Source organism: Plantactinospora sp. ZYX-F-223 (assembly GCF_039649625.1).
Taxonomy (GTDB): Bacteria; Actinomycetota; Actinomycetes; order Mycobacteriales; family Micromonosporaceae; genus Plantactinospora.
Genome location: NZ_JBDJAV010000086.1, coordinates 1 through 18,246 on the forward strand (window position 1 = coordinate 1; position 18,246 = coordinate 18,246).

Sequence of the window (18,246 nt, forward strand, 5' to 3'; positions counted from 1 at the left end):
ACAGCAGTCCTCTGGATCCGAGCGAGACGACAGCGACCTTGAGCGGCCGCTTGCGCTGCTCCAGTTGTTGGTCCAGCTGTTACCACCGGGCAGATGTGCCGGAGGGTTTCCGGTGTTGGGTCGCCGGACCGGGCCTGGACCCGGAGGCAGGGCGCCGTCGGGGTCGGGCGGGCCCCGACGATGGTTCACTGGTGGTGTGGAGCGCGTGTGCGCGAGCGACGCTGGTACGGCCGCAGGCTCGTTGCCACCGCCGACGGCGTCCGGCAGATCGCGTTCGACGGTGCGGTGACGCCGTCGTTCGTGCAGCCACTGTCCGTTTGGACTTGGAGGCTGGTGTGGCCGCCGCCCGGCTGCGCGGTTGGTCGCCGAACGCGCAGCCTTGGGCCGCCGACTTGGTGCTGGAACGCACCGCGCGGCTCTGTGACGTTATCCCGCACGGCAGGCCACGCCGACGGGCGGGGTCTAACTTGATCTTTAACCTGTTCGGCGTGGGCGGGGATCGGCGGACTTCGTTTTCTTTGTAGCCGGTGCCTTGGTGTTCGTGGTGAACGCGGTGTGGACGTCGTAGCGCGGGGCGGGTGCGCGCGGGCGTAGCCACCGACCACGGTCTCCGGCCGATAGCGGGGATCCATAGACTGCTCATCGACGGGCGAAGGCGCTGCTTGTTACCCGGTACTCACCGAACTTCGGTCTGTTGAACCCGATCCGACTGTCGGCTCCGGTACCTCCGCCGACGGCGACCCGGGTCGCCGCCCTTATCCGGCTCGAAGGCCGCGACATCTAGTAGGCACAGCGGTTCTGCCGCAGGAACGTCCTGTACGTGATCGAACACGCGGTCCGCGCCACCACCGCACTTGACGACCCGTCGACGACAGCGGCGACCTCCGACCAGATCTCACACCGGCTGACGCCCACGACGCTGCCAGTGCGGAAAGATCGATCTCCGCCCTCTGGTCGAAATCGGTAACGCCCGCACGTTGCCCTACCCGGATGACCAGCGGCCCGAGCCGTCGCGTTCCGTGGGTGGTTCCCATAGCGATCGATGTCCGGATCTGCCGATGAGCGGATGTCGTGATGGATGATCGTTGGTGTGATGGTTCGATCACGGTAAGTACGGTGCGGTGGTGACTGGTGAACGGGTTGATGGACGAGGGCAGCGCCTGGCGTGGGGTGCGGGCTCCTTCGTCGTGATGTGCGTGGCGCTCGGGGTGGCTCGATTTTTCCATGACAACGATTTGCTGGAGGGGCTTGACAAGTTCTTCAGCGTCATCGGGGGCACGTCCGGCCTCCTCGCGCTCGTCCTGACGATTCAGGCGCTGCGGTCTGCTGGTAGCCCTGCTCATACTCCTGGCAGGCATGCGGATTCAGCCGTGTTGGACGGACTCGCAGCTGCGGTGGAGCAGGTGTGGCGTCCGGAGCTGCGCCGTCGCCGGCTCGCCAATCCGCATCCCTTGCCCGTCGCCTGGACCACGGTCGGCCCGCCGATCGCCGATCACTGGAGCAACATCCGCAGCGACGGCGACCCGACGCCCCTGAACCTTGACGACTGCCTCGACCTGCGTCACCCCGACGCCCTGCACCAAGTCCTGACAGACAAGCGGCTGCGTGGCCGGGTCGTCATCCTCGGCGAGCCCGGCGCCGGCAAGACCTCACTGCTGCTACGCGAGGCCCTGCGACTCCTCCAGGCACGCATCCCAGAAGACCCGGTGCCGGTGCTGTTACGCCTGCCCACATGGAACCCCGACGAGCAAACCCTCGAACAATGGATCACCAGCCAGCTCGCCACCGAGTACGGCTGCCGCAGCCCCATCACGACCGGCCAACTGCTCCCGCTGCTCGACGGCCTCGACGAGATGCCCGCCCCACGCCGGGCACGCGCCGTCCAAGCGATCAGCAACACGTTCGACCTCGACCAGCCACTTGTGCTGACCAGCCGCACCACCGAATACCTCGACACCCTCACCGGACTATCCGGCACCACGATGGCCGCCGCCGCGGTCCTAGAACTCACCGCCATCCCCGCTGACGTCGTGCGCGCATACCTGCAACTGGCCACCAGCCGTCCCGGCGACTGGGAAGAAGCATTCGACCGCGACACCACACAGCACGGCGGCCGGCTGGCCACCGCACTCAACGCACCCCTGTGGATCGACCTCGCCTGCATCACCCACACCGATCCCGACCAACCCGACAACCAACCCAGCAGACTCCTCGACCTGCCTGACACCGAAACCGTCCACACCTACCTCCTCGACCGGCTCATCCCCGCCGTCTACCCCGACCCACCCGAACCAGACCCCACAGGCCACACCTGGCACCGCGCAGACGCCGACCGATATCTCCGCAAACTCGCCAACCACATGCACCGTCGCAACACCCAAGACCTCGCATGGTGGGAACTCGCCCACACCCTCCCCCGCCACATACGACTCGCGAGCGGGCTCATGGGCGGGCTCGCGTTCGGGCTCACGATCGGGCTCGCGTTCGGGCTCACGCTCGGGCTCACGGGCGGGCTCGTTTTGACCTCGTGGGGTGCTTTTCAATACGCGCGACTGTCGTGGTGCACTCGGAACGATTTGCCCTGGTCAATCATGGCATTCCTTGCCGATGCCCACCGGCGAGGCGTGCTACGCCAAGCCGGCGGCGTCTATCAGTTCCGACACGGCCTGCTCCGCGACCGGCTCACCTAACACGGCGACGAAACGCACGAATCTGCCGCCGAGCGGGCGCGCTGGGCACCGCGCCCCGTCACTATCCGTACGCCATCGACCAGCTGCCGGACGCACGCTCGTGCCGATGAGCGGATGTTGGCTGACAGCGGCGGTGATCGAAGATATGAGGTATGAGGCACCAGCATCACACGTTTCACAATCTTCCGTCGGCTACGCCAGCCGAGGTGCGGACTGCTCTCGATCGCGAAGACATCAGCGCTGCCCTGGATGCCATGGTGGGGTGCGCGTTATACGGCGACGGCGATTGGAAAGGGTCGCAGGATCTCTACCTGGCTCTGCTGGATCACCATGACCACCAGGTGCAGGCACTCGCCGCCACCTGCCTTGGACACCTGGCAAGGGTCTACCGCCGACTCGACGAGGGACGCGTCGTCGCCGCCTTGCGTGAACGGCGTGTCCGGCCTCATGTCAGGGGTACTGCCATCGACGCCTTGGAGGACATCGAGCTCTTCCTGCACCCTCGACGTGCGCGCTGGCGTGGACGGCTGTGGCGACTCGCCCGCCCATGGACTTGGTTCTGACGCCACCGACCAGACCGTCGGCAGACACGAGCGGCGGCTGGGCACGCGTTCCGCTGTCGCCGCGCTCCAACCGGTCCTACCGGTGAGGGCTGCCTGCGGTCGGCCTCACCGATCCGCCGTAGAGATGCACGCGGTTGTCGGCATCATGGTCGGGCTCGCGATGGATGAACCCGTCGGGCTCTACTGGGCCGTTGCCGACGTGCACTACCCAATCCTCGTAGAACCAGCTGGGGTTGCAGGCGCACTGAGTGAACGTGAACCGGAAGTTGGCCCGGTAGCGGCCCACCTGCCCCGGCGAGAGTATGAACAGGCGGGCCATGCCACGGTCGCGTGGATATGCCGCACGGCCGGGCAGCCGATCAACAATCGTCGTGGAACCCTTAATGGTGAGCCACAAGCCCACGTCGCGGGCTTGCTCTATGCCCCCGGTGAGCACCTCGTCGTGGCGCACGTAGCCGGCCGCCTCGTCATAAAGCACCTCGTGGACGGCCACCTCGCACATCGGTAGTGAGGCAGGAAGTGGCACCGGCCGGTTCAGACCACGGCGGAGATTGGCGTGCTGAGCGCCGCGTGCCGCTGCGCTCCACCGCACTCGCACCCGCTGGACTGTGATCACCGCACAACCATGACTCACAAGCTGCCAGCCTCGCCAGCTGTTATCCGCACATGCCGCCGAGCGGGCGCGCTGGGCACCGCGCCCCGTCACTCTCCGTACGCCATCGACCAGCTGCCGGACGCACGCTCGTGCCGAGATGAGTGCGCTGTTCGGGACGTTGCGATAGGGGGGTTGCCCGACGATGCAGTGGCCGTTGGTGCTTCCTCCGGCCACCGGAGTTCTCGTGTGGCTTGTTCGGGTCTGCCGGTCGCGGGGCGTGGCTCGGGACTGCAAGCAGGCGATGTAAGCGCCCCGGCCGGCGCGGCACCAGTGCCGTTGCACCATAGTCAGATAATCTTTATATTGGCGGTCATGTCGAAGGCCATGCGAGAACCGACGTTCTGGATCCTGACCGCGCTGGTCGATCAACCACGGCACGGGTACGGCGTGATCCAGACGGCCGAGGCACTCTCCGAAGGCCAGGTCAGGTTGCAGGCCGGCACCCTCTACGCGGCGCTGGACCGGTTAGCCGCCCAAGGACTGGTCGCGATCGACAGAGAGGAGACCGTTGAAGGGCGTCCTCGGCGCTACTACCGCCTCACCGACGGCGGCGCGGCGGCACTCGCCGAGGAGACAGCGCGACTGGCCCACAACGTTCGCACCGCATCGCGGCTGCTGAACGCCTCGCGGCCTGGCCCGGCGTTCGCATGAGCCGCCACCTCGCCACCCCATATCGCCTGCTGCTGCACGTCTACCCGAAGGGCTCACGTCGCGGAGAACTGGCAGACACGCTGCTTATGGCTGCCCAGGCCGGACACATCCGGCCCGGCCCTATTGAGACGCTCAACCTGCTTCGGCAAGGCATGCGGGCCCGACTCGGTCGCCCACTCAGCAGGGGCGTGGTCGTGCTGGCAATCTTCGCCTCAATCTTCTCCGGCTTTCTGAGCGCGTCGCTGGCGAACCGTATTGGTTGGGAGGCGGCGCCGGCGCTACCAACCGGCGCGGCGCGGACTCAGCTCGCCGAGATGCTCACCCCAGGCTTATCGGCACAATGGTACGAAAGGTCGGACGACCCCTTCGGCAACAACGGTGGTGAGACCGATGCGGCGTCGATCAGCTACAGCACCGATCGAACGCCTGCGACCGAGGACGTCGACGCCTATCTAGCCGGCCTGCAGCAACGCCTGGAGGCGGCCGGCTGGACCGTCACCGACACCTACTCGACCAGCCCGACCGACATCGAAACCGGCGCCCGGCAAAACAACTCGCAGGCATTGACCGCACGCAACGACGCACTCGTGCTGTCGTTCGAGGACTACTACGACGCAGCGTACGCCGAAGGCGGGCTCAGGGTCTCGATCTACCGGGCGGAACCGCGCTGGCTCACCGGTTCGACGCTCGCCGTCGGCCTGCTCGGTATGCCGGCCGGATGGCTGCTAGCCGGCTGGGCCAGCCGCCGACTCGAGCACCGTCCGTGGGCCACTCCTCTCGCGGCCACCGCCGCCATCGGCGGTCTCGTCTTGCTGATCCCCGCCTGGCTGCTCAGTCTGCAATACCTGGACACACTGTCCGGCACGGCCGTGCCTGACTCGCCGTTCTGGCGTGGCCTGGTGCCCACCGACGAGTTTGGCGTCATGGCCTACCCCGCCGGGGCGGCGATAACAGCAGCCATCGCCGTGGCCGTGCTCTGCCCGCCCCGGCCTGCACCCGCCACCGACCCCGGCTCAGCAGGCACGGCGAAGACATGACAAAACGTAGCTGCCATCGGACTGTTCCGGCGCCGCTCCACAACCCGTCCTCGGACCATCGCAATAGTCCACCTTCGGTCAGGTCGCCGACGTGATAGGCCGGTCTCCAACTCCGGCAGCACAGACGTGGCGCATCGATTCACCGCACAGTAGACCTGACGCCGACCCCGCCCGGTCTACTACAAAACCAGCGCTGTCACCGCATTCGCAATCTGACCCACGAGGCCAACCTCGACCAAGATCAGGCGCACTGATCTGGTTCCCCTCTAGGTCAAGGGATCATGGCGACTTTGTTTTAGGCTTCGTGGTGGCGGGTCCGGGTTGTGACTTGTCCGAAGAGGCGGCTGTCGGGATTGGGCCGTCCGCGCTGGACTGCAGAGTCGCTCCCGAGTGTCCTCCCGGACCTGTTTCACCAGCTCCGCCGCGTCGTGCGTCGTGGAGCATCCGCTTGAAGACGACATCGGACAGGTGGCGCTTGAGAGCGCGGAGCGCTTCCATCGTCGTCTTGCCCTCGGCGAGGCGGCGACGATAGTAGGCGCGGCCAGGTGTGTCACGGCGTAGCTGAACGATCGCCATGATGTGCAGGACCCGGTTGATCCGCCGGTTGCCGACGCGGGAGAGCCGATGACGGCGCTGGTCGCCGGAGGACGCCTCGAGTGGGGCGGTGCCGTTCCAGGACGCGAAATGCGCGGCGGTGCCGAACCGGTGGATGTCTGCGATGTCGCCGATCAGCCGGGCTGCCCCGGACGGACCGATCCCGTGCAGCTCGGTGAGCGTGCTGCCGTGGTCGGCGACGAGTTGGCGCAGTTGCTTGTCGGCTGCCCGGATCTTGGCGTCGATCGTGGTGAGTTCCTCGATGAGCTCGCGAGCCAGGTCGTGGCGGGTCGCAGCGACGATGCCGGCCGGCGGCGGGGCGGTGCGTAGCAGGTAGCTGGCCTGGCCGCGGGTGAGGAACTTCTTCGCTCCGCCGGGGATGAGTTCGAGTAACAGGTGGTGGATGCGGCTGATGATGTCGGTACGGGCCCGGCCGAGTTCGTCGCGGCGGTCGACCAGCAGGCGCACCACGACCGTGATGCCGTCCGGAGTGACGGTGCGCAGGCCGCGGCTGCGCAGGCCGGCGACCGCGATGCTGTGCGCGTCGACCGGGTCGGTCTTGCGGCCCTGGCCGGTGTCGAACACCCGGACTCGTGCCGACAGTTTCGCCGGCACGTCGAGCACTGGTTCGCCGTCGGCGACCAGGCGCTGGGCGATGTGCCGGCCGATGCCGGAACAACCCTCGACCGCCCATACCCGGTCGCTGAAGGCGCGACCTGCTGCCAGCATCTGCTGGTAGCCCTCGGTGTCGGTGCCGAAACGTCCCTGGGCCAGGACTTTCTCTCGTTCGTCGATGGCCTCGATCGTGGCCGACCGCTTGTGCGGATCCATCCCGATCACCACACGACCCATGCGCTGATTCCTCCCTGTGGCTGCTCATATCCTTGATGCCGATCAGGGAGGGCAAAGCTACTTTGAGCCGCACAAACCCCTCTGGAGCCACTCCCCGGGCGGTAGCCGGCGGGCGCACGCCAGATGAGAGTCACACCCTGACTCGGGTGGACAGCCGCGAGAGAGAGCGAGCCCGCCGGCTACCTCGACCCAGCCTGGCCGGGCGGGGGCCGTAGATCCAATTAAAGAAGTAGCCGCCGAGCGGGCGCGCTGGACACCGGCGCCCGTCGCTGCCCGTACGCCATCGTCCAGTTGTCGAACGCACGCTCGTGCCGAGGGCTGGGGCGTCGTCAGGTAGCCCGCTCTACCCAGTACGTCTGCTTATGGCCACGCCGCTCCATAGCTTCCGCCAGCGCGTCAGCGTCCACGCGTACCGTTCGGCGAGCAACCTCGAATCGGTTCCCGTTATCGTCTTGCCGCCAGACGACCCACGTGAATTCCGTGGGTAGCGACCCACCGTCATTCTGATTCTCGTCTCGCTTGCTTTCCGACATCCCACGATGATCGCCCCTGCGTCGGGCATCCTCAACTGCCGCCAAGCGAGCGCGCTGGACACCGGCGCCCCGTCACTCTCCGTACGCCAACGCCCAGCTGCCGAACGCACGCTCGTGCCGAGATGCGGATGCCTGGTCGTCGGTGCGCAAGGAATGGCGGATGAACGACCATGAGCTCGTCGGACACCGACACCGACGCCGTTGCAGTGCGGCGAACAACCACCGCTACATCGACGTTGCTGGCTGATCGGCGGTAAAGCCTTGCTGGACAGCCACCTGCCGATGTTCGACCTAATCAACCAACTGGCCAAGGACCGGCGGGCCATGGGACCCGGCTGGCGAGCGCTACATCGGCCTGACCTACGCGCTGCGGGTCCTCGTGCAGGCCTACCAGCATGACACTGCTGGCGGGTGCACTGACCCTGTCCCGGATGGTGTTGGGATGTCGAGGGTGGCCACGCTATCGCGCACGGTCGGCCGCTACCTGCCGTCAGGCGGAGCGCTGGTCTCGACCCCGGAGATGGAGGGTGTCAGGGGGCGTCAGGTCGGTCGGGTTGGGCCGGTCAGCACGCCACCCTCGACGGGCAGGGTGTGGCCCGTGATCCACGCTGCGTCCTCGGAGCCGAGGAAGGCGACCGCCGCGGCGATGTCTTCCGGCTCACCGACGCGGCCCAGCGGGTACATCGACGTGAGCTTCTCCAACGCGCCCGGCTGGGACTCCCAATTCGGTGTCCGGACGGTACCGGGGGCGACGACGTTGAAGCGCACACCGAGCGGACCGTACCGGGCGGCGTAGTTCTGGGACATCGCAATCTGGCCGGCCTTCGCCGCGGCGTACTCCACGTTGCCGAAGGCGGAGATACCGTTGACCGAGCTGATCGTGACGACGTTGCCGCGGGTCTTCACCAGGTGCGGGATGGCCGCCTGGATGCAACGGGCGGCGCTGACCAGGGTGAAGTCGAGCTGACGGTGCCAGTCTTCGGCTGAGGTGTCCTCGGGCATCGAGGTGACGATGCAGCCGCCCGCGTTGTTCACCACCAGGTCGAGCCGGCCGAACCGCCCGACCGCCGCGGCGATCGCGGCGTCGATGTCGGCCCGTGAGGTGACATCGACCTTGACCCCGAGCGCGTGCTCAGTGCCGAGTTCGTCGGCCAGCGTTGCCACCGCGTCCTGCTGCAGATCCGTGACGACCACCGCGCCGCCCTCGGCGGCGATCCGCCGGACGACGGCCTGCCCAATGCCCTGAGCCACCGCCGTGACGAGCGCGACCTTGCCCTCGAACCGCCACATACCATTCCTCCGGATCGTTGCCGCCGTTCTCCGCAATTCAGCCCGGCTTGGGCGCCGAGACCGCAGCCGAGCATGATCGACCGCCCTCGGTCGCCTGCGCCGCACCAGATCGACTATCGAGAGTGGCTCTCGATGAACACTATCGTCGCGACATCCGCTGATGCCGCCGAGCGGGCGCTCTGGACACCGGCGCCCCGTCACTCTCCGTACGCCATCGTCCAGCTGCCGAACGCACGCTCGTGCCGATGTTCGTACGCATTGGATTCGGCGAGGAGGAGCGAGAGCGGGCCGTTTGCGAGGATCGGAGGATGTCCAATCATCGGCCCCAACCGTCGGCGTGGTCAGGAGGGTCGCATGGCGGTGGCAACGCCCGCTCGGGCGATACCGGAGACAACCTCCATAGACGACCCAGAGCCAGCCGCCACTACTACCTGGCGCAGGCCGTTGGCGCGTCTGCTCGCCGTCGCCGTGGTGATGGGCCTCGCCGTGATCAGCCTGCGCGGACGCATCCCCTCTCCCCGGGACGTCCTCAGCGCGCTCATCAGCGCCGACCACCGCTGGATCCTGCTCGCCGCGCTGTTGCAGTTCGCGTCGATCGGCGCCTTCGCGCTCCAACAGCGGTGCCTACTCGACCGTCTGGGTGTGCAGGTGCGACGCGGCCACGCCGATGCGATCGTCCTGGCCAGCACGGCGCTCTCCATCAGCGTGCCCGCGGGGCCGGCGGTCGCCACCGCGTTCACCATTCGGAAGTATCAGCATGCTGGTGCCACCCGCGAGGTAGCCGCCGCCACCGTCATCGTGTCCGGGCTGGCATCTATCGGCGGGTTAGCCCTGCTGTACGTCGGTGGAGGCGGCGCTGTCATCGCCCGCGATCCGGCGGCGTTCCTGAACTGGCAGCCATTGATCGTCGTCGTTGGGCTTGCCGCTCTCACCACCGCAGCCGTATTGGTCGGGCGTTGGCGGATTCGCCAGCCATCGCCTGGCGGAGCCGAAGAGCGAGGCACCACAGGGTGCCGGGCACGTCGCTACCTGCGAGCCGTGCTTAACTCGGCCCGGGACGGATGGCGGGCGGGTACCGAGCTCCGCGTCCATGACTGGACGGTCGCGCTCGCATACACCACCGTAAAGTGGCTGGCTGATCTGGCGTGCCTGATCGCCACCGCTCGAGCGCTCAACCAGTCGGTTGGCGTCGCGACGCTCGCCGGCCTCTATCTCAGTGTTCAGATAGTCCGGCAGGTGCCTCTCACCCCCGGGGGCGTCGGTGTCGTCGAGACTGCCCTGGTTGCTGGGCTCATCGCCGCCGGCGCGAGTGGGATCGGCGCGGCTGCCGCCGTTCTGGTATACCGGTTGCTCTCCTGCTGGCTCATCATCCCGGTCGGCGGCATCGCCGCGTTGACGCTCCGTCGTGTCCACAAATCGGCATGACAACCGACGCCCACACGGGCCAGCGCGCAACTGCCACGAGACCGATGCCAATATGCCAACGCACTCTCATGCCGCCGACCGTGCGTGTTAGACCCCGGCGCCACATCACTCTCCGTAGGCCATCGTCCGTCTGTCGAACGCTCGTTCGTGCCGAAATGAGGATGTTCGCCGGCGGGTGCTCGGGCACTATGACGGCATGTCATCGGACCATAGTGCGTACGTTCCCAACGAGTTGTTGGGTCGGCTCGTCGGGTTCCGTCTCTTCTCGGTCCAGTTCGTCATGGACTATGTTCAGCTGCGCTTCGATGGTCCGACGAAGGACATGCCGGTCCTCACCTGCGATGTGTTGCCGGTTGTGGAGATGCAGACGGGCCTGATCGCTCCCGGCCAGGTGGGCTACGCCGACGCCCTGCGAGCGTTCATTCCGGGCCATGTTGTTGCGACCGTGGAGCAGACAGGCCGTGGCCTCAGGATCGAGTTCGACAAAGGGGCGATCGTGTTGCATCCCGACATCGAAGATGTTCTCCCCGGACCGGAGATCGCCTTGTTGGACGGCTTCGAAGACAGGCGTTGGATGTGCTGGCGCCCCGGAGAGGTGTCATTCGAAGACGTTGTCTGACGCACCCTCATGGCACCCCTTCATGCCATCAAGGCACCGCCCGCGCCAGGGGTTTAGGGTGGTTGGTGGCGGGTCCGGGAAGTGGCTTGTCCGAAGGGCCGATGTCCGGGGTCAGGTCGGTCACGCTGGATTGCAGAGTCGTCCCCGAGTGCCCTCCCGGGCCTGCCACCTGCCGTCGTTCCCGGTCTTCGATCATGCGGGCGTAGACCACGTTGGAGAGCCGTCGCTTCAGCGCCCGCATGGCCTCCATGGAGGTCTTCCCGGCGGCCTTCTTCGCGTCGAAGTATGCGCGGCCTTGCGTGCGGTTGCGCAGCTGGACCAGGGCCATGATGTGCAGCGTGCGGTTGATCCGCCGGTTGCCGGCGCGGGAGAGCCGGTGACGCTGCTGGTCGCCGGATGAGGCGTCCAGAGGTGCGGTGCCGTTCCAGGAGGCGAACCGGCTGCGGTCGGCGAACCGACTGATGTCTCCGACGTCTGCCAGTAGGCGGGCCGCGCATGAGGGGCCGATGCCGTGCAGCTCCATCAGGGTGGAACCGCGGGCGGCCACCAGAGCCGCGTAGCGGCGCGTGCTCTTCTGCCGCTTTTCGCCGCGTCGCCGGGTTCGAGGGTGTGACCGTCTGTGACCTTCCTCGGGCGCGCCGGCGTCCGAAGCTGCCGAAGGTTGGGGAGGGCCATCGCATGGACGCGACGGGACCTGCGGCGGTCGCCTGCGTCTCGATCGCAGCATTGTGGTGGTTGAGGAGCCTGCTGTCGTCAGGCTGCTCGTAGGTGGCGGCGTGTGCCGTTGTCGGGTTGGGTGGTTTGCCAGCGGTCTTCGAGTGCTCTGGTGATGTCGGCGATCATGGTTGGTGTGACGTGGCTGTAGATGCCGCGGATTCCGGGTAGGCGGTGGCCGAGTCGGCGGGCTTGGGCGATTTCGGGGATTTGGTCTTCGATCATCCAGGTTTTGTGGGTGTGGCGGAGGTCGTGGAAGTGCATGCCTTCGATGACGGGTTCGGTGTGTTTGCGGGGGCTGCCGTCGACGGCGGGGCGGAAGACGCGGCGGGACATGCTGGAGCGGCGGAGGTAGGCGCCGCGGGCGCCGCAGAAGACGAGGTCGTGGTCGTGGCTGCCGAGGAGTTCTTGGAGGAGGGTGATGAGGAAGGGTGGGAGGTGGATGTCGCGGGCGGAGCCTGCGGTTTTGGGTGGGCCGAGGTAGAGGCGGCCTTGGACTTCGTGGAGGGCCCCGTGGTCGGGGTCGATGCGGATGAGGCCGTGGCCGAGGCGGGTGTTGGTGCGGGCGAGGCCGGCGAGTTCGCCCCAGCGCATGCCGGTGTAGGCGGCGGTGGTGACGAGGATCTGGTCGGAGCGGCGTTCGATGCGTCCGGTGATGGTGTTGATCTGGGTGGGGGTGGCGGTTGGGCGTTCGGGTCGTTCGCGGGTGATCACTTTGACTCCTTGGCAGGGGTTGTGGGGGATGCGGCCGTCGGCGACGGCTTCGCGCATGAGTAGTCCGAGTAGGGACATGACGCTGGCGACGCTGCTGTCGGCGAGGTGGGTTCGGAGTTGTTTGACGAAGACTTTGACGGTCTGGCGGGTGATCTTTGTGAGGGGTGTGTCGCCGAAGCGGGGGAGGATGTGGTTGCGCAGGTGGCTGCGGTAGGCGGCCCATTTCGCGTCGCCGGCGATGTGGCCGGCTTCCCAGATGGCGACCCATTCGGCGAGGGTGATGCGGCCGAGGGTGGGGTCGAGGTAGGTGTCGAGGGCCTGGTCGAGGTCGACCTGCTTACGCCGGATGTCTGCTGTTCTGTAGGTGGGGTGGGATGAGTCGGTGGTGACGGTGCCGTCGGGTAGTCGTAGTCGGACCCGGTAGCGGGTGCCGCGTTGTTCTATCCATGCCATGGGCTGCTCCCGCGTGATGTGTGGTCATCCGGGTGTGCATCCACGCTCCGGGTCGCCGGTGGTGGCAAGTCGCGGTCCCGGACGCCGGGCGCCGTTCGGCGGCGGGGGCGTCGGCCGGTGGCGGGTCGGGCGGCGTTGGTGATGATCTCGGTAAGGTCGGTGGGGGAGAAGCGCAGGTGCTTGCCGAGGAACGTGCACGGCACGGCCCGGGCGGCGGCCTTCTTACGCAGCCACGACTCGCGCACCTGAAGACGTTGAGCGGCCTCGGCAGGGGTGTAGAGCAGCGGCTGATCGGTCGACGGTGATGGTGTGGGGTCCGTGGTTCTGGTCGAACGTAGTTGGTCGTTGTCGGGTCGGTGCGGGTGTGATGGCGTTGCCACAGGAATCTCCTCCAGGAGAGGTGGTTGGTGCCGGCCGGGCCGGCGGGCAAGAGAGAGCGGCCGGTGCCGTGGTGGGCACCGACCGCTGACGGGCTGGCGAGAGTGGAATGTTGGCTGCCGCAAGGAGCAATGCTCAAGACCTGTGGATCGGCCGGGAAGGGGCGTACCTTCCCGGTGATCGATGTGTGTAGGTCTCGAGCAAGGCCGACGTTGGCGCGTCGGTCGGGAAGGCACGCCCGTGCTGACTGTAGTCGCCGAGGACGGACAACGACGCGATGGCGTCTCGCTGCTGGACGAGGTAGTCCGCGAGGGGGCGCGGCGGATGCTGGCCGCCGCCCTGGAGGCCGAGGTCGACGCCTATCTGGCGGAACTGGCAGATGAACGCGACGCGCGGGGCCGGCGCCTGGTGGTGCGTAACGGCCACGCCCAGCCGCGGCAGGTGATCACGTCGGCGGGGGCGATCGAGGTGATCGCGCCGCGGGTCAACGACAAGCGCACCGACCTGGTCACCGGGCAGCGTCGGCGGTTCCGGTCGGCGATTCTGCCGCCGTGGTGCCGCAAATCGCCGAAGATCGCGGAGGTTCTGCCGCTGCTGTATCTGCACGGCCTATCTACCGGGGACTTCGTGCCCGCGTTGGAGCAGTTCCTCGGCTCGTCCGCCGGTCTGTCCGCGGCGGCGATCACGAGGTTGACCGCGCAGTGGACCACGACTACCACGCCTGGCGCAAACGGGACCTGTCGCAGGTCGACTACGTGCACGTGTGGGCCGACGGCATCCACGTCAACGTGCGCCTCGAGGAGGACAAACTCTGTCTGCTGGTGATCGTCGGCGTGCGTGCCGACGGCAGCAAGGAGTTGGTCGCCTTGGCCGACGGCTACCGCGAATCGACCGGCTCCTGGGCCGATGTGCTGCGTGACTGCGCCCGCCGGGGCATGCGCGCCCCGGTCCTCGCGGTCGGCGACGGCGCGCTGGGGTTCTGGGCCGCGCTGCGGGAGGTGTTCCCCGACACCCGTGAACAGCGGGACTGGGTGCACAAGACCGCCAACGTGCTGGCCGCGCTGCCGAAGTCCGCGCATCCGGGCGCGAAGGCCGCCCTGGCCGAGATCTGGGGCGCCGAGGACAAGACCCACGCCCAACTCGCGGCAAGAAGGTTCGCCGACCTGTACAGAGCGAAGTTCGCCAAGGCCGTCGCGAAGGTCACCGACGACCTCGATGAGCTGTTGACGTTCTACGACTTCCCGGCCGAGCACTGGGTGCACCTACGCACCTCCAACCCGATCGAGTCGACCTTCGCCACCGTCCGGCACCGCACCCGCGTGACCAAGGGTCCAGGCAGCCGCGCCGCCGGCCTCGCGATGGCGTTCAAGCTCATCGAGGCCGCTCAGGACCGATGGCGGGCAGTCAACGCACCCCACCTCGTGGCTCTGGTCCGTGCCGGCGCCACGTTCGTCGGCGGTCACCTCGTCGAGCGCCCCGCCGAGCAGGCCGCAGCATGACCGACGGCGGCAGTCGGCCGCAGTGGCCCACCGACAAACTGACCGCGCTACGCGTCGGCCGGCGCTTGGTGACCGAGGTACCCGCCCGCGGCCCAGGCCGGCGAGCGTTCATCGAGATCCGACCGATCACGACCGCCGCCGATTCCGACGCCCGGCGACAGGGTTGGACCCGATCCGACCCTGACCGCACCTTCAAGCTGGAGCACTGGGACTACGACGCCGACCAGATCGCCGGCTTCGACCACGACATCGGCGCCGTCCTCGTGCAAACCACGACCGTCACCGGCGAGGCCGAGCTCGCCGCGGCCCTCGATGCATGGAACCTGCGACCCGAGCAGTTCCTTCACCCCTGGCAGACCGACGACCCGAGGTAGCAGACAAACTCACCAATCCACAAGTCTTGACGATTCCTCTGCCGCAAGGTGGGGCAGGGTTGTGTTTCGGCTTGAAGGATTCGCGTTGGCAGTCTCGCGACGAGCGCGTCCGCAACTCGTGACGCTCGCAGTGTCCATGCCGCCACTGACGAAGCATCGGACTACGGATCAGAAGGTTAGGGGTTCGAATCCCTTCGGGCGCGCAAGATCATAAGGCGTCCGACCTGCGGGAACGCGATCGGGCGTCTTTTGTTGATCGTCCCGTGTGGACGGTTGGGTGCTCGGTGGGTGCTCGTGCGACGAGCGTCCCTCGCGTCCCGCTCTGTCCGGTCGGGCGAGGCCCCGTCCACGGGCGTTTTGATCATGACCCCGTCGCGACGGCTGCACGCCCAAATGATGGGTGTTGCTGAAAAGGGGCGGCCGATCCCTGGTCGGAGCCCGCTCGGCGGGCTTCGAGGCTCAGCCCTACCCCGGCTAGCGACTGCCGCGCAGGCCGACGACGTCGCCGCCGAAGGTAGGGCCGACACCCGGCTGTACACCGCTGACGTGGGTCCTTGGCCGCCGCTCGCTTCGTCGAAGAAGTCGTCCATAGGTTGGGCCGGCACGTTGCCGCCCGGCCCCTCGACGCGCCCGTCCAGCGACAGGACCGCGGGAGCCACGAGCCCACGCATGACCCTAGGCGCCAAGATCGAGTGCACTGATCTGCCGCCATCCCAGCCCGCCGTCGTCACGCTCCGTAACGGGCTGCCGTGCGGGGTGACGTCCGGAACTGCCGAGTTGAGTGCGTCCCCAGTCCGGAGACCAGTGGGTCATGAAGAGCGGCAAGTCGCCGAGATGGCGACGAGCGGGCTATACGCCCAGCCCTCCCATCACGGTTACTTCTTGGCTGGTGAACTCGCCCGTGAGCATCGGCATAGCCTTGCCGATCGCCGCTTTGGCTTCGGGAAGCTGCAGGGAGGCGTCGTGCTTCTCCTTGCTCTGCCACACCTCGCTCACCCAGATCGTGACGTCGTCGGTGTCCGAGACGCTCACGACGTACAGGTCACATCCGGCCTTGCGTAGGCCATCAGCGCCGCTCAGCAGGATGTCCACGACGTCATTCCGGTGGCCCGGCTTGGTCTTCATCGATCCGATGTAGCCGTATGACATAGCAACTCCCTAACGCGGCGGCAAGCTGGTCACGTTCATGCGACGAGCGACGGAAAGTGGCTCGCAACGGAGAACGATTCTGCAGCTCCGAGCATACGGGATACGATCTTGGCAGCCGTACCACGGTGAGGATGCCGTCTCCCTTCGACTTTCTCCACGCTGCCGCCGAGCCCGTCACGGGTCCACCGGCGAGTCGTAGCCCAGGGCCGAGATGTGAAGATTTCTTGCAGGTGATTTGTGCTGGGTTCCGCTCAGACGGTCAACCGATCATGCTTACTCCGGTGATCGCCATCGTCGTTCTTGGTGCGCTGTCTGCTGTGGTGTGGTGGCTTGTTGCTCGTACCCGGCGGGTTGGCTGGACTGTCGGCCTGGCACTGGTCGGCTGGGCTGCCGTCGCGACCGTCGTCGTTACCGCTTTTCCACGTGCGCGGGCAGATGTATTCGTGGGCTACCTTCCCGTAGCCGTGGCCATCATCGGCGCGGGCCGAGCTGTCGAAAACCGGCGGCTTGGCGGGGACGAACGAGACCGAGCCTCGTTGCCCTACCGGATGGCGATCGCGCTGGCGTCGTTTGTCGCCTGCATCTGTGCGCCGTTCTCCTTCTACGTTTTCAACGGCGAGCCGTACCTTCCCTCAGCCGATGAACTGTTGCCGGTGCCGGCAGGTCTCACCGCCACAGTCGAGGAGCCAACAGGCCCTCCATGTGGGTCAGGTGCATGCAGTCGTTTAATCACCGTGACCGGCAGGCCCGGGCAATCGATGAGCGACGTGCATGAACAGGTCCGACAACATCTGATCAGTCGCGGGTGGAACCTCGAGCATGGCGATCAGTCCTGCCGGCCAACTGGCTGGCTACTTGACCAACATTCGATGTGCGTCAGCGTTTTCATCCACGAGGGCGCAGTACACGTGTCCTTTCAGGGGTGGCGGGCATGGCCCTAACAGCCCACCTTGACCCGAGACCCGAATCGCACTGTACAAGCCCGCGCCGACGCAGCCCTCACTCGCGTCTCAGAACACCCAACATCGACGAGCTGGCGTAACGCGCAGAGCTGCATCCGCATCTACCGCCATCCGCGCGCCTAGCACCGACCAGACTCGTTACGCTCGGTGCCTGGCCTCTGGTGTCGGTTGACGTCCGGACATGACGATGCTCGTCACTGCAACTCTTGCGGTCACAGCTCACATGCGATCCACTCTCACCAGTACGTCCGAGGCGATCTTCACAACACCGGATCAAGGCACTAGCCGGGATCCAGGCACACCACAACCTCGCCGGATGCTTGATCACCAGTATGTCGATCTGGGCCGGCTTACCGGCGTCGGCGCCACCGTTGCGGCAGTCCAGTCCGAGATCAGGGCACCGAACTCCCTCCGGAGGCGGTGTCAACCCGGTTGGCTGCAACCAATCGTCAACTCGAGCACCATCGATCGACCACGCTTCACGGCGTTCGTGTCGTCAGCGTCGAGTCCCAAGAAGTCAAACGAGGCGACGTCCTCTTTGAGCTGCGCGACGCTCAGCCGGCAAGACATATCCCGATACGGGATTCGATACCCCTCAGCAAGACACTGGAACAGCAGTCCGACCGTCGGGGCGACGGGCGGCGATGAGCCGAAATCGAAACCCGGCGCCTTCACTGCGGCGGCGACGTCGCTACCACTCGGCCTAACATAGACAAGGACGGTATCCTCCGCCCGGACGTACCTGTCCACCAGCCGAAAACCTTCCACCTCGACCTGATCGGCGTACGAGCCACCAACCTTCTCCTCCGCGCTGGATCCACAGGCGGCGGCAGCCAGGCGCACCAGTCTCAGCCGGATACCCCGACGTGACAAACGACCTCCCGATCACCAACGAGCCGCCAGCGTTCAGGCCATGCAACTGACGCAGGACGCGGACCACCCCCACCAGACTCCCGACCGCACCTCCACTGGCTACGCCTTCCCCCAAGCCGAGCCGCCCACCCACACCACAGCATTGACAAACCGACGGGCAACACCTCCGGCAACCACCACTCATCTCTGCGGCCTCCGCACCCGCCCCGCACGGACCGTAC

14 protein-coding genes and 1 pseudogene are annotated in these 18,246 nt (G+C 66.8%); 8 read left to right on the forward strand and 7 right to left on the reverse strand.

Annotated elements, in window-relative coordinates:
• Positions 1 to 1,124 precede the first annotated feature (1,124 nt).
• Entirely contained in the window at positions 1,125 to 2,690 is a 1,566-nt protein-coding gene (locus tag AAH979_RS40900) for an NACHT domain-containing protein (RefSeq protein ID WP_346263496.1), read from the forward strand.
• Positions 2,691 to 3,329: 639 nt separating this feature from the next.
• Here AAH979_RS40900 and AAH979_RS40905 read toward each other — a convergent pair.
• The gene (locus AAH979_RS40905; protein WP_346263497.1) at positions 3,330 to 3,755 is read right to left on the reverse strand and encodes a hypothetical protein; all 426 of its coding nucleotides are present in this window, start codon (positions 3,753 to 3,755) and stop codon (positions 3,330 to 3,332) included.
• A gap of 465 nt (positions 3,756 to 4,220) precedes the next feature.
• Here AAH979_RS40905 and AAH979_RS40910 point away from each other — a divergent pair, with 465 nt between their 5' ends.
• Complete coding sequence (locus AAH979_RS40910; RefSeq protein WP_245724597.1) at positions 4,221 to 4,559, forward strand: PadR family transcriptional regulator; 339 nt, start codon at positions 4,221 to 4,223, stop codon at positions 4,557 to 4,559.
• The gene (locus AAH979_RS40915) at positions 4,556 to 5,596 is read left to right on the forward strand and encodes a hypothetical protein (RefSeq protein ID WP_346263498.1); all 1,041 of its coding nucleotides are present in this window, start codon (positions 4,556 to 4,558) and stop codon (positions 5,594 to 5,596) included. The genes AAH979_RS40910 and AAH979_RS40915 overlap by 4 nt, the downstream gene beginning before the upstream one ends.
• A 279-nt stretch (positions 5,597 to 5,875) precedes the next feature.
• Here AAH979_RS40915 and AAH979_RS40920 read toward each other — a convergent pair whose 3' ends face one another.
• Positions 5,876 to 7,042 carry an IS110 family transposase gene (locus tag AAH979_RS40920; RefSeq protein WP_346263499.1) on the reverse strand — a complete coding sequence of 389 codons (1,167 nt, stop codon included), beginning with the start codon at positions 7,040 to 7,042 and terminating at the stop codon, positions 5,876 to 5,878.
• Between the two features lie 1,073 nt (positions 7,043 to 8,115).
• The gene (locus AAH979_RS40925) at positions 8,116 to 8,865 is read right to left on the reverse strand and encodes an SDR family NAD(P)-dependent oxidoreductase (RefSeq protein ID WP_346263500.1); all 750 of its coding nucleotides are present in this window, start codon (positions 8,863 to 8,865) and stop codon (positions 8,116 to 8,118) included.
• A gap of 444 nt (positions 8,866 to 9,309) precedes the next feature.
• Here AAH979_RS40925 and AAH979_RS40930 point away from each other — a divergent pair, with 444 nt between their 5' ends.
• Both AAH979_RS40930 and AAH979_RS40935 read left to right on the forward strand, forming a co-directional pair.
• A complete protein-coding gene (locus AAH979_RS40930) occupies positions 9,310 to 10,290 on the forward strand; it encodes a YbhN family protein (RefSeq protein ID WP_346263501.1) in 981 nt (326 codons plus the stop codon).
• 196 nt (positions 10,291 to 10,486) lie between these two features.
• Positions 10,487 to 10,909 carry a hypothetical protein gene (locus tag AAH979_RS40935; RefSeq protein ID WP_346263502.1) on the forward strand — a complete coding sequence of 141 codons (423 nt, stop codon included), beginning with the start codon at positions 10,487 to 10,489 and terminating at the stop codon, positions 10,907 to 10,909.
• 28 nt (positions 10,910 to 10,937) lie between these two features.
• Here AAH979_RS40935 and AAH979_RS40940 read toward each other — a convergent pair whose 3' ends face one another.
• Complete coding sequence (locus AAH979_RS40940) at positions 10,938 to 11,432, reverse strand: transposase (RefSeq protein ID WP_346263503.1); 495 nt, start codon at positions 11,430 to 11,432, stop codon at positions 10,938 to 10,940.
• Positions 11,433 to 11,662: 230 nt separating this feature from the next.
• Complete coding sequence (locus tag AAH979_RS40945; protein ID WP_346263504.1) at positions 11,663 to 12,790, reverse strand: tyrosine-type recombinase/integrase; 1,128 nt, start codon at positions 12,788 to 12,790, stop codon at positions 11,663 to 11,665.
• Between the two features lie 618 nt (positions 12,791 to 13,408).
• Here AAH979_RS40945 and AAH979_RS40950 point away from each other — a divergent pair.
• Both AAH979_RS40950 and AAH979_RS40955 read left to right on the forward strand, forming a co-directional pair.
• Positions 13,409 to 14,667: pseudogene (locus AAH979_RS40950) on the forward strand (IS256 family transposase).
• Positions 14,664 to 15,041, forward strand: a complete 378-nt coding sequence (locus AAH979_RS40955) for a hypothetical protein (RefSeq protein WP_346263505.1) — start codon at positions 14,664 to 14,666, stop codon at positions 15,039 to 15,041. The pseudogene AAH979_RS40950 and the gene AAH979_RS40955 overlap by 4 nt, the downstream one beginning before the upstream one ends.
• Positions 15,042 to 15,890: 849 nt before the next feature.
• Here AAH979_RS40955 and AAH979_RS40960 read toward each other — a convergent pair.
• Positions 15,891 to 16,190: an antibiotic biosynthesis monooxygenase gene (locus tag AAH979_RS40960; RefSeq protein WP_346263506.1), complete on the reverse strand. Its 300-nt coding sequence runs from the start codon at positions 16,188 to 16,190 to the stop codon at positions 15,891 to 15,893.
• A gap of 281 nt (positions 16,191 to 16,471) precedes the next feature.
• On the opposite strand from AAH979_RS40960, the gene AAH979_RS40965 reads away from it, so the two are divergent.
• A complete protein-coding gene (locus AAH979_RS40965; protein WP_346263507.1) occupies positions 16,472 to 17,131 on the forward strand; it encodes a hypothetical protein in 660 nt (219 codons plus the stop codon).
• A gap of 444 nt (positions 17,132 to 17,575) precedes the next feature.
• On the opposite strand, the gene AAH979_RS40970 is transcribed toward AAH979_RS40965, so the two are convergent.
• Entirely contained in the window at positions 17,576 to 17,995 is a 420-nt protein-coding gene (locus tag AAH979_RS40970) for a hypothetical protein (RefSeq protein WP_346263508.1), read from the reverse strand.
• Between the last annotated feature and the right edge of the window lie 251 nt (positions 17,996 to 18,246).

What these genes read in the sequence shown, in the direction of transcription:
- AAH979_RS40905 (WP_346263497.1), bottom strand. Translation starts at nt 3,755, where the DNA reads ATGTGCGAGGTGGCCGTCCACGAGGTGCTTTATGACGAGGCGGCCGGC.
- AAH979_RS40910 (WP_245724597.1), top strand. Translation starts at nt 4,221, where the DNA reads ATGTCGAAGGCCATGCGAGAACCGACGTTCTGGATCCTGACCGCGCTG.
- AAH979_RS40915 (WP_346263498.1), top strand. Translation starts at nt 4,556, where the DNA reads ATGAGCCGCCACCTCGCCACCCCATATCGCCTGCTGCTGCACGTCTAC.
- AAH979_RS40920 (WP_346263499.1), bottom strand. Translation starts at nt 7,042, where the DNA reads ATGGGTCGTGTGGTGATCGGGATGGATCCGCACAAGCGGTCGGCCACG.
- AAH979_RS40925 (WP_346263500.1), bottom strand. Translation starts at nt 8,865, where the DNA reads ATGTGGCGGTTCGAGGGCAAGGTCGCGCTCGTCACGGCGGTGGCTCAG.
- AAH979_RS40935 (WP_346263502.1), top strand. Translation starts at nt 10,487, where the DNA reads ATGTCATCGGACCATAGTGCGTACGTTCCCAACGAGTTGTTGGGTCGG.
- AAH979_RS40940 (WP_346263503.1), bottom strand. Translation starts at nt 11,432, where the DNA reads ATGGAGCTGCACGGCATCGGCCCCTCATGCGCGGCCCGCCTACTGGCA.
- AAH979_RS40945 (WP_346263504.1), bottom strand. Translation starts at nt 12,790, where the DNA reads ATGGCATGGATAGAACAACGCGGCACCCGCTACCGGGTCCGACTACGA.
- AAH979_RS40955 (WP_346263505.1), top strand. Translation starts at nt 14,664, where the DNA reads ATGACCGACGGCGGCAGTCGGCCGCAGTGGCCCACCGACAAACTGACC.
- AAH979_RS40960 (WP_346263506.1), bottom strand. Translation starts at nt 16,190, where the DNA reads ATGTCATACGGCTACATCGGATCGATGAAGACCAAGCCGGGCCACCGG.